Here is a 13,888-nt window from a genome sequence, read left to right as displayed (position 1 = left end):
GACCTGCACCGTCGGGGCGGGCGCGGCCGCCTGGGCCGGCGCGCGCTCGGCCGGGGCCGGCGCCTCGCGGCCTTCCTGGGCCAGCAGCAGATTGTAGGCGATGGCGCCGGCGTCGCGGACCGTGCCGGTCGGGTCGAGGCTGGCCTGGATCAGGCGCGGCGCGTCGGCGTCGGTCGAGGGCCGGGCGGCGTACGAGAAGGCGGCGCCGGAGCCCGAGCGGCCGCCGAAGCGATAGAACAGATGGTCGCCGACCTGGCTGACGCGAACCAGCGAGTGACGCCACTGCGGCGAGACGCCGGTGGTGTGGAAGTGGGTGGCGTTGCCGACGCCGGCGTAGACTCCGCCCGACAGGGCGCTGGAGGCGATGTCGCGGGCGCGGTTCCAGGCGGCGCGGTTGACCCGGCCGCGCATCGATCCGTCGCAGGTGAAGCTGAACTGGCAGCCGGTCCGGCGCCCGGCGCCCTGGAAGACCACGCTGCAGACGCTCTTGGGGAAGGCGGGGTGGCGAACCCGGTTCAGCACCACCTGGGCCACGGCCTTCATGCCGTCGCGGCCCTCGCCCCGGGCTTCGTAATAGACGGCCTGGGTCAGGCATTCGAGATCGCGCGAGGCGTCCAGCGCGCCGCCGAGCCGGAAGGGCTGGGCCGCGTGCGGGCCGGTCAGGCTGACCCGGCGCAGACCGCCGTCGCCGGACTGGCTGCGCAGCTGCTCCAGCCGGGCGGTCAGCAGTTCGGCCTGCCGGTCACGCTGGGCCGAGCCGGCCACGGTGTAGGGATCGTGGCGCCGGGCGATGGCCAGGGCGCTTTCGTCCAGTCCGCCCGCGGCGGCCGCCAGGGCCTCCTCGGTGAAGCCGGCGGCGGTCGCGCTCTCGATACGCACCGCCTGGGCCCGCACCGTCGTCGCCTTCGCCGCCGCGCCGCCCAGATAGGCGCAGCCGATCGCCAGCCCCACCATCGCGCCGAACGTCGCCGCCGCCGCGCCGGGCCGGATCACGGCCTTGCGGTCGGCAGGGGAGGTCGCACGCGAATGCGAGGGCTTGGGCAAGGGCTCGATCCTGTTCAGCAGGGCGCAGCGCCGCCCCCGGGTAGTCTCGCGGTCGGGGCGACGCGTCGGTCGCGGCCCGGCTGCGGTGGATCGACGGTCGGCGAACGGGCCGGATCGTCGGGACGCGCCTTAAGCCAGCCGTTTATGGCGGCATTGTGGTTGATTCGCAAGATTGGCGGAGCGGGCAGCATAGGCGGGCTGAGCCCCGGTATCGGGCAGTTAACCAACCGGAAATGTCGGTCGAGATCGCAAGTGACCATACGGAATACTGTATAGGATGACCCACAGACAACCGGGCGCAGGCTTAGCGGGGCCCCCCGATGATTGCCGCGCGGGCAAATTATTGTCTTCGTGACGCCGCGGGCGGCGGCGCCATCTTGGAAGCCGCGCGCCGGAACACCTTGACCGTGGCGGCGTTCTGGCTGGACAGCACAGGAGCCCGCCATGAAAAGAACCGCCCTGGTCCTCGCCGCCAGCCTCGCCGTCGCCGGCGTCTCGGCCTGCGGCCACACCATCGAACAGAAGGCCGCCACCGGCGCGATCGCCGGCGCCGTGGTCGCCGGTCCGGTCGGCGCGGCCGTGGGCGGCGCGGCCGGCGCCGCGGTCGGTCAGGCCGAGAAGCCGAACTGACACAGGTCCGGCGCCGATTGCGGGCGGAGGCCGGTTCTCCGCCTCGCAACCTTGATTTCCGCCCCCATATGGGCTTAGCCCACCCGGCGTTGGCTGAGCGCCGCTCGCCCGCGCCGTTTGCGCACCCGACAAACAATCAAGGACATCGACGACCGCTCGCATGAGAGATCTGAAACAAACCGGCTTCACCGACCGCCTCACCGCCCAGCAGGAGGCCAAGAAGGCCCTGCTCGCCCGCTTCAAGCCCAAGCCCGCCGCGCCCGACCCCGAGTTCGAGAAGCTGCAGGAGAAGCGCGCCGCGGAGAAGGAGGCCCTGCGCCAGCAGCGTGAGCTGGAGAAGGCCGAGATCCGTCGCCAGAAGGCCGAGGCCGAGGCCGCGCGGCTGGCCGCCGAGCGCGAGGCCCAGGAGGCCATTGAGGCCGAGAAGCGCGCCGCCCGCAAGGAGCGCAAGCAGCTCACCAAGGAAGAGCAGAAGGCGGCCCGCGACGCCCGCTACGCCGCCCGCAAGGCGCGCCAGCGCTGACCGGCGCGGTCGGTCCCGGCCTCAGCCCGGGCTGACCGCCGGAAGGTCGCCGAGCACCGCCGCCAGCTGCTGTCCCGAATAGGGCTTGCGGACGAACGGCCAGGGCGCGTCCGACAGGGCCGCGTCGACGTCGTCGCCGGCATAGCCGGACGTCAGCACGATCCGCATGTCCGGCCAGGTGCGGGCGCACTCTCGCGCCAGTTCGATGCCGGTCATGCCGCCGGGCATGACCACGTCGGTGAGCATGATGTCGAACCGCTCGTCGCGGAGCAGCTCCAGCGCCTGGGGACCGCTTTCGGCGGCGCGGACCTCGAGGCCCAGCCCTTCCAGAAGCTCCTGGGCGACCGCCGCCACGCCGGGGTCGTCCTCCACCAGAAGCAGGCGGCGTCCGGCCGTCATGGCCCCGGCTTCAGCCGTCGGGGCCGGGGGCTCGGCGACCTCGGCCGCGGTCAACGGCGGCAGATAGAGACGAACCTCGGTGCCGCGGCCCTCGCTTGAGGTCACGCGCACGCCGCCGCCGCTCTGCCGCGCGAAGCCATAGACCTGGCTCAGCCCCAGCCCCGTGCCCTTGCCGACCGGCTTGGTGGTGAAGAAGGGCTCGAACACCCGTTCCATCACCTCCGGCGACATGCCCGAGCCGTTGTCCGAGACGGTGACGCAGACATAGTCGCCGGGGGCCAGTTCGGCGATCTCGCCGGGGCCGACCGGGCAGCTGAGGGTCTGCACCGTGACCTTGCCGCGGTCGCCCAGGGCGTCGCGGGCGTTGACCACCAGGTTCAGCAGGGCGGCCTCGAACTGGGCCGGATCGACGCTGACGCGGGAGCCGCCGCGGCGCAGCTTCAGCCTGAAGTCGATCGCCTCGCCCAGCGCCCGGCGGAGCAGGGGCTCGCTCTCGCGGATCAGGCCGTTCAGGTCGGTGGGCTCGGGCCGCAGCGCCTGGCGCCGCGAGAAGGCCAGCAGCTGGTGGGTCAGGCGCTCGCCGCGCCGGGCCGCGGACAGGGCGGCCTCGCCGAGCTTCTTCTGGCGCGCGGCGTCGTCGGGCGCCCGCAGCATCATGTCCAGGGCGCCGATCACCACGGTCAGCAGGTTGTTGAAGTCGTGCGCCACCCCGCCGGTCAGACGCCCGACCGCCTCCATGCGCTGGGCGTGCATCAGGTCCGCCTCCGCCTTGGCCTTCTCGGCCAGCGCCTCGCCGACCCGCTCCTCAAGCAGTTCGTTGATGCGTTTGAGGTCGTCCTCGGCGCGCTTGGCCTCGGTCACGTCGACGTTGGCCCCGACGTAGCCCTGGAACTGCCCGGCGCCGTCGAAGCGCGGCACGCCCTCGCAACGCAGCCAGCGCAGGCCCAGCATCGGATGGTTCACCCGCACCAGGCCCTCGAACCGGTCACGATTGGCGAACGCCCGCTGATAGGCGGCGTTGAATCCGGCGAGATCGTCCGGATGAACCAGCCGTCCCCAGGCGTCCTCGACCGCGTCGTCGGACTCGATCCCGAAGAAGGTCCGGAAACGGCGGTTCACGAAGGTCAGGCCGGCGGCCGGGTCGCTCATCCAGATCAGCGCCGGGGCGCTGTCGGCGACGGTGCGGAAGCGGGTCTCAGATTCCTGGAGTCGCGCCTGGGCCTCGCGGATGTCGGTGACGTCGAAGGCCACGCCGACGAAGCCGACGACCTCGCCCGTCGGGCCGAACCGCGGGCGCGAGAAGGATTTCAGCCAGCGGTACTCGCCGTCGTGGCGGCGGTAGCGGGCCTCCATCGAGAACGGCTGGCCGGTGGCTTCGCCGGCGAGCGACTCCTCGAGGACGCGCTCCTGGTCGTCCGGGTGGACGATGGCGCGCCAGTCCAGCAGCCGCGCTTCCTCGTATGTGCCGCCGTGGTAGGCGACGTAGGCCTGGTTGACGAAGGCGCGGGTGCGGTCCTGCTGCGTCACCCAGATCAGCACCGGCGCCGTGTCGGCGATGGCGCGGAATCGCTCCTCGCTCTCCCGGACCTCGGCCTCGGCCCGGGTGCGTTCGATCTCGGTCCAGGTGCGTCCGGCGACCTCCTGCAGCAGCTCCAGCTCGTCGTCGGTCCAGTTCCTGACGCTGGAGTCGTGCACGTACAGGAAGGCGCGCAGCCGTCCGGCGCGGATCAGCGGCGCCCGCATCAGCGACCGGGTGTTGAGCCGCTCGAAAAGCTCCAGGGCGCCTTGGGTGCGCGGGTCCTCCCGGACGTCGGCGATGCGGATCGCGTTCCCCGCGGCCAGTTCGGAGATCAGGCCGGCGCCGAAGTCCTCGAGCGAGAACTGGCCGTGGGCGCTGACCGCCCCCGCCGTCCAGTCGCGGCTCATCGACACCGTTTGCCGTTCCTGGTCGACCTCTCCGTAGCCGACGCGCTGGGCCTTCAGCTCCGAGCCGAGGGCGCGCTCCACCTCGGTCATGATGGCGTCGGGCGTCGTCAGGTCGCGCAGTGCGTCGGTCAGGGCCAGCAGGAAGGACTGGCGCCGTTCCTGCCGCGCGATCAGCTCGATCGCCTCGCGCGTATCCGTGACGTCGAACGACATGCCGACGTAGCCCCGGAAGATTCCGTCGGCGTCGAAGCGCGGATTGACCGCGATCCGCATCCACCGCCAGGCCCCGTCGGCGCGGCGGAAGCGGGCCTCGAAGCCGTAGGGCCGGTGTTTCGGGCGATGCCGCGCCTGGACGGCGTTGACGCCGTCGACGTCATCGGGATGGATCGCGTCGCGCCACACGTGGCCGAGGATTCCGTCCGCAGGCTGGCCGTAGAAGGCGACAAGGGCGGCGTTGACGAACTCGACCTCGCCCTCGGCGTTGGTCAGCCACACGGGCGAGGGCGCGGTGTCGGCCATCAGGCGGAAGCGCGCCTCGCTCTCGCGCAGCGCGGCCTCGGCCGCCTTGGCGCCCGAGATGTCCACCACCACGGCGATGAAGCCTTCGACCTCGCCGCCCGGCCCTTTCAGGGCGCGGATGCTGATGACGACCCAGACGGTCGAGCCGTCCGGCCGGAGATAGCGCTTCTCAAGCTGCGCGCCGCCCTCGCTGAGGGCCTCGTCGAGGGCGCGGCGCGTAGGCTCCACGTCGTCGGGGTGGCTCACCGCCTCGGTGCTCAGCCCGACGACCTGATCGTGGGGAACGCCGATGATTTCGGCGTAGCGGGCGTTGGCGCTCAGAATGCTCCCGTCGAGGCCGACCCTGGCGATGCCGGCGGACGCCTGGTCGACCATGGCCTGCAGCTGGGCCTCCCGCTCGCGCAGGGCGGTCTCGGCGGCCCGGGCCTCGGTGACGTCGATGTTGACGCCGATCATGCCGAGATTGCGTCCCTCGCCGTCGATGCGCGGCCGGGCGCGGGTGTGGAGGGTTCGCCATGCCCCGTCGGCCCGTCGATAGCGCGCCTCCAGCTCGAGGGGTTTGGCCTGTTCCATGGCCGCGCGGGTCGCCGCCGCAACCCGCTCGCGGTCGTCCTCATGCATCAGCGAGGTGAAGTCGAAGCCCGTCGCATAGTCGGTCACGCCCCAGAATTCCCTGAGGGCGTGATTGAGGTGCACGCAGCGGCCCGCCTCGTCGCTCATCCACAGCATGACGGGCGCCTGTTCGCTGATGAGCAGGAGACGGCCCTCGCTCTCGCTGACCCGGTCCGCCGACAGGCGCAGGGCGTCGATCGAGGCGTCCAGCCGCCCCAGAACCTTTCGCAGCGAAGCGGCGACGAAGGTGCTGAACATCCCCACGACGATGAAGTTGGTCGTAGCGATCACGCCCAGGCGGGTGTCGACGCCGGCGCCCAGGGCGCTCAGCCCGACGACCAGCCAGCCGCCGAACAGGCAGGCGAACACCGCCACGGCGCCCGCGATGCGACCCCCCGCAAGCGCCGCCACGATCACGGCGGGCAGCAGGATCATGAATCCGGCCACGTCGGTATACAAAGGCGACAGCGCCCAGCGGATCAGCAGCATGCCCGCGGTGCAGCCGATGCCGATCAGCACCGACATCCACCACGGGCGCGCGCGCACGCGGGCGAGGCGCGTCACGCCCGCATCGATATCCAGAATCCGCCGAAGCACCCCGACCGCGCCCAAATCAGCCCCCGCTCGCGCGTACGCGACTAGCCGCAACGTATTGGCGCGCTTTGCGTTCCGGCAAGCGTGGCGTTTGAATTCGCCTGCCGGAAATCCGTGGGCGACGCTCGCTTCCGGCACGTCGAACCTTGACCGAGCGGCGATTTTCGGCCTGAAAACCGCCTCGCTTGAAGGTTATCCATGCCGGTCCGGCGGGACCGCCGAACAGGAGCTGGATTTGGCCAGGGTCGACTGGACATCGATACTGAAGCGGACGCGCAGGCTCGCTGCAGCCGCGCCCGCCGCCCTGGCCGCCATCGGCGTGGCCATGGCCGCCAGCTCGACCGTCCGCCCCGAGATCGACCGTCGCGCCGAGGCCGTGCGCCGCGTGACCCAGGGCGACCTGACTGACAGCGGCCTGGCCGCGATCGCCGCGCGCATGAGCCCGTCCCAGCTCGCCGTCGCCATCCGCCACGACCCCACGGGGCGCCAGCCCGCGCTATACGGTCTCACGCCCGGCTGGGAGAGCCTGTCGCTGGGCGGCAAGCCCTCGCTCGACTTCGGCGTTTCGGGGCTGGAGGCGCAGAAGCTGAACGCCGCCACTCCCGTCTCCGGCCTGCTGCGGCCCGCGCGGCCGTTCGACTTCAAGCCGGCCACGGCCGAGGACCGCCGGCGGGCGCTGCGCTGTCTCACCCAGGCCATCTATTACGAGGCGGCGCTGGAGCCGACCGAAGGCCAGGAGGCCGTGGCCCAGGTCGTGCTGAACCGGGTGCGGGACCCCAACTACGCCAACTCCGTCTGCGGCGTGGTGTTCGAGGGGGCCGAACGGGTCACCGGCTGCCAGTTCAGCTTCACCTGCGACGGCTCCCTGGGCCAGGCGCCCGTCGCCTGGGCATGGAACCGCGCCGCCCGCGTCGCCGAGCGCGCCCTGGCCGGCCATGTCGCGGTCAAGGTCGGCACCGCGACCCACTACCACGCCAACTATGTCCACCCGTGGTGGGCGCCGACGCTGAACAAGCTGACCCAGATCGGGGCGCACATCTTCTATCGCTGGAAGGGCGTCTACGGCGAGCCGGCCGCGTTCCGTCAGGCCTACTCCGGCCGGGAGCCGCGTATCGACGAGGCCCGGTTCGCCCGTCCCCGCCTGCAGATCGCCTCCGCGACCGAGGCCGAGGCCGCGCTGGCCGAGGCCGCCGCCAACGGCGAGGCGGCCACCCGCACGGTTGTCATCGACGGCCAGACCCGCACGGTCGGCGTCGTCTCGCTGGGCGGCCGGCAACAGCCGACCCGCGACCAGATCGCCGAGATCAACCAGCGTCTCGCCGCCTTCGAGGCCCCGGCCCGACCCGCTCCCGCCGCGGCCGCCACGCCGCCGCCAGCGGGTGTGACGGTGATGGAGGTCGAGGAAGTGGGCCGCCCCGGCGCCTGACGCCAATTCCGTTGCAACGCTTGTGGGGCCTCATGCATTGATGCTGTCCCCGAGTGCGACGACGCGCCGTGACCGAGGCTCCGTGACCTATTCCGACCCCAACGGCGACACGACCGTCGAACGCAAACTGGCCGAAACCGTCCAGGCCCTGGCCGAGAGCGAGGCCAAATTCCGGGCCATCGCGGACTCCATGCCGCAGATGGTCTGGTCGACCCTGCCGGACGGCTTCCACGACTATTACAACGCCCGCTGGTACGAGTTCACCGGGGTGCCCGAAGGCTCGACCGATGGCGAGGGCTGGAACGGGATGTTCCACCCGGAGGATCAGGAACGGGCCTGGGCGACCTGGCGGCGCAGCCTCGAAACCGGCGACCCCTATGAGATCGAGTACCGCCTCCGCCGCCACGACGGCGTCTACCGCTGGACGCTGGGACGGGCGCGGCCGATCCGCAACGAGGCCGGCGAGATCACGCGCTGGTTCGGCACCTGCACCGACATCGACGACCTGAAGCGCTCCGATCAGGCCAAGGAACTGCTCAGCCAGGAGCTCAGCCACCGGATCAAGAACATCTTCGCGGTGGTCTCGGCCCTGATCGCCCTGTCGGCCCGCCAGCACCCGGAGGCCAAGGCCTTCGCCACGGCGGTGCGCACCCGCATCAATGCGCTCGCCCGCGCGCACGAATTCGTCCGGCCGCACACCGAGAACTCGCAGCCGACGGTCGGCTCGATGACGCTGCATGCCTTCCTCGCCGACCTGTTCAAGGCCTACAGCCGGCTGAACGGCGCGCCGCGCGTGACCCTCACCGGCGAGGACGCCACCTTCGACGACCAGGCCGCGACCTCGGTGGCCCTGCTGTTCCACGAACTCGCCACCAACGCCGCCAAATACGGAGCCCTGTCGCGCGAGGACGGCGAGGTGACGCTGGACACCCGGAGGATGGGCGAGCGGTTCATCCTGACCTGGACCGAGACGGGCGGCCCGCCGGTGGAGAGCCCGCCGACGCAGGCGGGCTTCGGCTCCTCGCTCGCGACCCTGTCCGTCGAGGGGCAACTGGGCGGCCGTCTGGAACGTAGATGGCTGACGCCGGGTTTGCAGGTGATCGCAGACCTTCCCGCCACCGCCCTGTCCCGCCGCCGCGCCGCGCAAAACGTCGCATGACGGAACCCGTTCGCTAACCAGACGCTCACCATCGCCCCCGCAGACTGGGGGCCAGCCAGACCGCCCCACGACCGACCGCCATGACCGCCCGCATCCTGATCATCGAAGACGAGGCCCTCGTGGCCATGGAACTTCGCTTCGTGCTGGAGGACCTCGGGCATGAGGTGGTGGCAACCGCCGCCGACGCGGCGACCGCGCGGCAGGTCGTGCGCGAGACCGATGTCGATCTGGCGCTGGTGGACATCCATCTGTCGGATGGGCCGACCGGCGTGGCGCTGGGCCGAGAACTGGGCCAGGATCTCGGCGTCTCGGTGCTGTTCATGACGGCCAATCCCGGCATGGTCCGCGACGGCGTCGCCGGCACGATCGGCGTGCTGTCCAAGCCGACCGACGAACGCGCCGTGCAGACCGCGGTCGACTACGCCCTGCGCCGCCGGGCGGGACGACCCGTGCTGTACGCGCCGCCGGATCTGCAGCTGTTCGGCTGAACCGCCCGCCGCGCCGGCGTCACCAGACGCCGATCTTCTCGGCTTCCTTGTGCGAGATGGGATGGCCCTGGGCCTTGTGGTCCTGCTCGGCGAGGAAGCGCACCGCCTCCAGCGCCGCCATACAGCCCATGCCGGCCGCCGTGACGGCCTGGCGGTAGACGTCGTCGGTGACGTCGCCGGCTGCCCAGACCCCTTCGATGGCCGTCGCCGCCGTGCCGGGCTTGACCACCAGATAGCCGCCCTGCTTGGTCTCCAACTGTCCCGCGAACAGTTCCGACGACGGTGCGTGGCCGATGGCGATGAACACTCCGTCGGCGGCGACCTCGCGGGTTTCGCCGGTCTTGACGTTCTTCAGCCGCGCGCCGGTGACGTTGACGCCGCCGTTCTCGCTGGTCCCGAGGATCTCGTCGACGGCCGAGTCCCAGATGACCTCGATCTTCGGATGGGCGAACAGCCGGTCCTGCAGGATGCGTTCGGCGCGGAACTCGTCGCGGCGGTGCACGACGGTGACCCTGGATGCGAAATTGGTCAGGAACAGCGCCTCCTCGACCGCGGTGTTGCCGCCGCCGACTACGATGACGTCCTTGCCGCGGTAGAAGAAGCCGTCGCAGGTGGCGCAGGCCGAGACGCCGAAGCCCTGGTATTTCGCCTCGCTCTCGATCCCCAGCCATTTGGCCTGGGCGCCCGTCGAGATGATCACCGTCTCGGCCAGAAGCTCGGTCCCGCTGTCGAGCGTCAGCCGGAACGGCCGCTGCGACAGGTCGGCCTTGACCACGATGTCCTCGATCACCTCGGTCCCGACGTGCTCGGCCTGGGCGCGCATCTGCTCCATCAGCCACGGGCCCTGGATCACGTCGGCGAAGCCGGGATAGTTCTCGACGTCGGTGGTGATGGTCAGCTGGCCGCCGGGCTGCAGGCCGGCGATGACCACCGGGCTCAGCATCGCGCGCGCGGCGTAGATGGCGGCGGTCCAGCCGGCGGGGCCGGACCCGATGATGGCGACGCGGACGGTGCGGGGGGTGCTCATGGCGTCTATTTAGGCGCTGATTCCCGACGATGCGATGGTAGGCTCATTTCCATTCACAGCCGCGGCAGGAGGAATCCCGTGGAAGGACGCAGCCATCTGGGCGTCGGCATCGCCCTGGGCATCGCCGTCGGGACCGCCATCGGCGTGGCCATGGACAATCTGGCGATCGGCATCGGGCTCGGCGTCGCCATCGGCATCGCCCTCGGCATCGCCATGGACGAGCGCGGCAAGCGGCGGCGCAGGGGGGACGGATCGGCCGGCGGCTACGCCTCGACCGACGGCGACGGGCGCCACGCCGACGACGGTGGTCCGGACGGGGGTGGTCCGGACGGGGGTGGTTCGGACGGCGGCGGCGGCGACTGAGCCCTTGCGGTTGCGGCGCCGGACCGCTTGACGGAGCCCGCCATTTCCACTCCCCTCGACCGACCGGGTGGAGGGTGTCGAGATGGAAGCAATGCAGTTTGGCGTCCTCGCCGCCGCCGTGATCGCGGCCGGGTCGGCGCAGGCGCAGTCGGCGCTGACGCCCGGAGGCGTCCTGCGGGGAGAGTTGTCGACGTCCGATGCGCGGCTGGACGACGGCAGCTTCTACGACTGCCACGCGATACAGACCCGCGCGGGACAGCGGTACCGGGTGGAGATGCGTTCCGGAGCCTTCGACGCCTACATGGCCGTGGGATCCGGCGCGAAATGCGTCTGGAGCGACAGCGATTCCGACGACGACGGAGCGGGCGGCACCGACTCCCGCATAGACTTCACCGGCGACGGACGCGTCTGGTCGGTGCGCGCCAACAGCCTGTCGGCCGGCGAGACCGGTGCGTACGCGCTCACCCTGGTGGAACTGGGCGCCGAACCCCCGCTCCGGGAAGGCGTCCCCATCGCCTTCGGTCAGTCGGTGCGGGGCGAACTCGCCGCCGGCGACCTTATGGTGGAGGACGACAGTTTCTACGACTGTTTCGCCTTCCCGGGCCGCACCGGTCAGCGGGCGGCGGTCGAGATGCGCTCGTCCGACTTCGACACCTATCTGGCGGTCTTCCCCGGCGCCTATTGCGCCGGCGAGGCGCTCGCGACCGACGACGACAGCGCCGGCGGCACGGACTCGCTCGTGGACGTCACCCTGCCGCGTGACGGAATCTATTCGATCCGGGCCAACAGCCTGGGCGCCTGGGAGACGGGGTCCTATCGGCTCAGCCTGGCCGGCGGCGGGGCCGGGACCGGGGCGGCCGGGCCGGCGACGTCCTCACGGTTCGCAGGACTGCGCGAGATCAGGGCCTGCGTCTACTTCCGGGGCTCCCACGCCCTGCGCTCGATGTACGGCAAGTCCGACGGCGCCGATTCCGTTCTGATGGTCGAGGGGCGCGAAGCGGCGCCGGCGGACGTCAACGCGACCGAGGCGAGCGACCGTCCCTGGTACCTTGAAGGCCGGTCGGTACGCGTCGAGGGCCGGGAATACGTCAAATACGGACTGCCGAGAGTGCTCGGCTTCAACGAGGTGGTGTTCTTCTCGGAGTACGACGGCGTCGCCTTCGCCGCGGAGCCGGGGGTCGAGGATCCCGAGGTGATCTATGCGCTCGTGCGCAGCGTCGGCTGCGAATTCCAGCCTTACCAGCGCGAAGACTAGCCCGCGCGCCGGGCTTCGCGGGCCAGCAGCACGGCCTCCGCCGCCCGATCCGTCTCGCTGAGCGGTTCATAGGACCAGGCCTGCAGGGTTCCGTCGAACGGCCGCGCCGCGCCGCGTTCGCGCAGGTCGGCGTGCAGACGGGCGAATTTGCCGCCGGGCTTCAGGGGGATCATCGGCAGGATGTGCACCGGCCGGCCCGTCGAGGCCGCCTCGGCCGCCATGTTGGCGCTGTCCTCGGTGACCAGCACATGGTCGGCGTAGTGCAGGAAGGCGAAATAGGGGTTCGGGCCCGTCCCGTCCCAGATCATCCCCGGCAGGCCGGCCAGCCGCGCGGTCATCACCTGCCTCGCCGGTCCGGGCGTGCGGCGCGAGAAGGTCAGCATCAGCGATCCGCCGGCTGCAGAGACGGCGTCGGCGATCCGGTCGGCCAGTTCCGCGGCGTGTCCTTCGGTCAGGTCGAACGCCATGGACCGGCCGCCGACCAGCGCCGCAACGCGCGGGCGGGGCAGGGGAGACAGCGCCGCCCCGAACGCCGTCGCGCCTTCGGCCAGCCGGGTCCTCGTAACCCGGTGCGGCGAGCCGGTGATCGACAGGACATTGGGACCGGCGACGTTGTCGTGGGCCGGGGCCACGACCAGATCGTAGGCGTCCGTCTTCCAGCGCGGGTCCTGGGTCTGGACCACGAAGGTCCGGCCGCCCGAGCGCGCGCGCACGGCCGCCGACAGGGGCAGCGCAGCCCGGCCGGTGGCGATCCACAGGTCCGGCCAGGGTTCGCCCTCGGCGGGGAAGACCGGGTCGGACGACGGGTCAAGCATCCACGGCGCCTTCAGCGCCGACGGCAGCTTGTCGAACGCCGACCGCCAGCGGATGCGTTTGACGAGGATCTCAGCCGGGGTCAGCCGCTGCACGGCCTCGGCCAGACCCAGAGCCTGGTTCTCGATGCCGGCGCGGCCGTCCGAGACGACCTGGATGGTCAGGGGCGCAGTCACGCCCGGTCGGAGCTCGCGATCCAGCACATGGCCTCGACCTTGTTGCCGTCAGGATCGCGCAGGAAGGCGGCGTAATAGCCGGGCGCATACTCAGGCCGGGGGCCGGGCGCGCCGTCGTCGAACCCGCCCGCGGTCAGGCCCGCCGCGTGAAACGCCGCCACCGCCGCCGCGTCGGGCGCATTGAAGCAGACGTGGGTTCCGTTGCCGGCGGCCGCCCGCCTGCCATCGTGGGGCTGCGCCGCCCAGAATTCGGGGAAGGTCCGGCCGTAGCCGATGCCCGCGCCGTGCTCCATGATCCGGCGCGCGCCGACCGTGGCCAGCACCGCGTCGTAGAACAGTCCCGCGCGATGGACGTCCGTGACGCCGACCGAAACGTGCGACACCAGAGGCGGGCGCGTTCCGGAAGCGTCGGCCATCCCGCTATTTCCACTCGACCTTGAGAATCTCGTAGGCCTTGACGCCGCCGGGCGTGTTGACCTCGACCACGTCGCCGACCTCCTTGGAGATCATCGAGCGCGCGATCGGCGAGGTGACCGAGATCTTGCCCGCCTTCACATCGGCCTCGTGCTCGCCGACGATCTGGTAGCGGCCCTCTTCCTCGGTGTCCTCGTCGACCACGGTGACCGTGGCGCCGAACTTCACCTGGTTGCCGCTCAGCTTGGAGACGTCGATGATCTGGGCGCGGCTGATCTTGTCCTCGATCTCGGCGATCTGGCCCTCGATCCAGCCCTGCCGTTCCTTGGCGGCGTGATACTCGGCGTTTTCGGACAGGTCGCCGTGTTCGCGCGCCTCCGAAATGGCCGCGATGACGCTCGGCCTCTCGACCGACTTCAATTGCTTCAACTGATCGTCGAGGGCACGGTAGCCCTCGGCCGTCATCGGCACTTTTTCCATATGTCGTGAGTTTCTTGGCTAGCCCGACTGACAGACTTAC

General features: G+C 71.0%; 13 protein-coding genes. 7 read left to right on the top strand and 6 right to left on the bottom strand.

Annotated features, from left to right (window positions below; genetic code table 11):
• Positions 1–1,044: cell wall hydrolase (locus VGD32_RS12890; protein ID WP_331032285.1), on the bottom strand; the 1,044-nt coding region annotated here is incomplete at its 3' end.
• Between the two features lie 444 nt (positions 1,045–1,488).
• Here VGD32_RS12890 and VGD32_RS12885 point away from each other — a divergent pair.
• Positions 1,489–1,674: a hypothetical protein gene (locus VGD32_RS12885; RefSeq protein WP_331032284.1), complete on the top strand. Its 186-nt coding sequence runs from the start codon at positions 1,489–1,491 to the stop codon at positions 1,672–1,674.
• Positions 1,675–1,834: 160 nt separating this feature from the next.
• Positions 1,835–2,197, top strand: a complete 363-nt coding sequence (locus VGD32_RS12880) for a DUF6481 family protein (protein WP_331032283.1) — start codon at positions 1,835–1,837, stop codon at positions 2,195–2,197.
• 21 nt (positions 2,198–2,218) lie between these two features.
• Here the strand turns inward: VGD32_RS12880 and VGD32_RS12875 are convergent, their stop codons facing one another.
• The gene (locus VGD32_RS12875) at positions 2,219–6,217 is read right to left on the bottom strand and encodes a PAS domain S-box protein (RefSeq protein WP_331032282.1); all 3,999 of its coding nucleotides are present in this window, start codon (positions 6,215–6,217) and stop codon (positions 2,219–2,221) included.
• Between the two features lie 265 nt (positions 6,218–6,482).
• Between VGD32_RS12875 and VGD32_RS12870 the strand changes: the two genes are divergently transcribed.
• The 3 genes from VGD32_RS12870 to VGD32_RS12860 all read left to right on the top strand — a co-directional run bounded on the left by VGD32_RS12870 (position 6,483) and on the right by VGD32_RS12860 (position 9,320).
• A complete protein-coding gene (locus VGD32_RS12870) occupies positions 6,483–7,673 on the top strand; it encodes a cell wall hydrolase (RefSeq protein WP_331032281.1) in 1,191 nt (396 codons plus the stop codon).
• Between the two features lie 82 nt (positions 7,674–7,755).
• A complete protein-coding gene (locus tag VGD32_RS12865; RefSeq protein WP_331032280.1) occupies positions 7,756–8,832 on the top strand; it encodes a sensor histidine kinase in 1,077 nt (358 codons plus the stop codon).
• Between the two features lie 80 nt (positions 8,833–8,912).
• Positions 8,913–9,320, top strand: coding sequence for a response regulator (locus VGD32_RS12860; RefSeq protein WP_331032279.1), 408 nt, complete (start codon positions 8,913–8,915; stop codon positions 9,318–9,320).
• A gap of 19 nt (positions 9,321–9,339) precedes the next feature.
• On the opposite strand, the gene trxB is transcribed toward VGD32_RS12860, so the two are convergent.
• The gene (gene trxB / locus VGD32_RS12855) at positions 9,340–10,347 is read right to left on the bottom strand and encodes a thioredoxin-disulfide reductase (RefSeq protein ID WP_331032278.1); all 1,008 of its coding nucleotides are present in this window, start codon (positions 10,345–10,347) and stop codon (positions 9,340–9,342) included.
• Between the two features lie 78 nt (positions 10,348–10,425).
• Between trxB and VGD32_RS12850 the strand changes: the two genes are divergently transcribed.
• Both VGD32_RS12850 and VGD32_RS12845 read left to right on the top strand, forming a co-directional pair.
• Positions 10,426–10,710: a hypothetical protein gene (locus VGD32_RS12850; RefSeq protein WP_331032277.1), complete on the top strand. Its 285-nt coding sequence runs from the start codon at positions 10,426–10,428 to the stop codon at positions 10,708–10,710.
• 82 nt (positions 10,711–10,792) lie between these two features.
• The gene (locus tag VGD32_RS12845; RefSeq protein WP_331032276.1) at positions 10,793–11,965 is read left to right on the top strand and encodes a hypothetical protein; all 1,173 of its coding nucleotides are present in this window, start codon (positions 10,793–10,795) and stop codon (positions 11,963–11,965) included.
• Here the strand turns inward: VGD32_RS12845 and VGD32_RS12840 are convergent.
• Genes VGD32_RS12840 through greA form a run of 3 tightly spaced genes read right to left on the bottom strand, consistent with a single transcriptional unit; the run spans position 11,962 to position 13,848 of the window.
• Positions 11,962–12,954 (bottom strand): mitochondrial fission ELM1 family protein, encoded by a 993-nt coding sequence (locus VGD32_RS12840; RefSeq protein WP_331032275.1) that lies wholly within the window; start codon positions 12,952–12,954, stop codon positions 11,962–11,964. The two genes, VGD32_RS12845 and VGD32_RS12840, sit on opposite strands and share 4 nt — an antisense overlap.
• A complete protein-coding gene (locus VGD32_RS12835) occupies positions 12,951–13,370 on the bottom strand; it encodes a VOC family protein (protein ID WP_331032274.1) in 420 nt (139 codons plus the stop codon). The genes VGD32_RS12840 and VGD32_RS12835 overlap by 4 nt, the downstream gene beginning before the upstream one ends.
• 4 nt (positions 13,371–13,374) lie before the next feature.
• Positions 13,375–13,848, bottom strand: a complete 474-nt coding sequence (greA, locus tag VGD32_RS12830) for a transcription elongation factor GreA (RefSeq protein ID WP_331032273.1) — start codon at positions 13,846–13,848, stop codon at positions 13,375–13,377.
• Between the last annotated feature and the right edge of the window lie 40 nt (positions 13,849–13,888).

This window comes from Brevundimonas sp. (genome assembly GCF_036402095.1).
Taxonomy (GTDB): domain Bacteria; phylum Pseudomonadota; class Alphaproteobacteria; order Caulobacterales; family Caulobacteraceae; genus Brevundimonas.
This window is presented reverse-complemented; position numbering and strand designations above follow the sequence as displayed.

Excerpts from the sequence above, each read along its gene's own strand:
- VGD32_RS12845 (WP_331032276.1), top strand. The coding sequence starts at position 10,793 with ATGGAAGCAATGCAGTTTGGCGTCCTCGCCGCCGCCGTGATCGCGGCC.
- trxB (WP_331032278.1), bottom strand. The coding sequence starts at position 10,347 with ATGAGCACCCCCCGCACCGTCCGCGTCGCCATCATCGGGTCCGGCCCC.
- VGD32_RS12835 (WP_331032274.1), bottom strand. The coding sequence starts at position 13,370 with ATGGCCGACGCTTCCGGAACGCGCCCGCCTCTGGTGTCGCACGTTTCG.
- VGD32_RS12860 (WP_331032279.1), top strand. The coding sequence starts at position 8,913 with ATGACCGCCCGCATCCTGATCATCGAAGACGAGGCCCTCGTGGCCATG.
- VGD32_RS12885 (WP_331032284.1), top strand. The coding sequence starts at position 1,489 with ATGAAAAGAACCGCCCTGGTCCTCGCCGCCAGCCTCGCCGTCGCCGGC.
- VGD32_RS12880 (WP_331032283.1), top strand. The coding sequence starts at position 1,835 with ATGAGAGATCTGAAACAAACCGGCTTCACCGACCGCCTCACCGCCCAG.
- greA (WP_331032273.1), bottom strand. The coding sequence starts at position 13,848 with ATGGAAAAAGTGCCGATGACGGCCGAGGGCTACCGTGCCCTCGACGAT.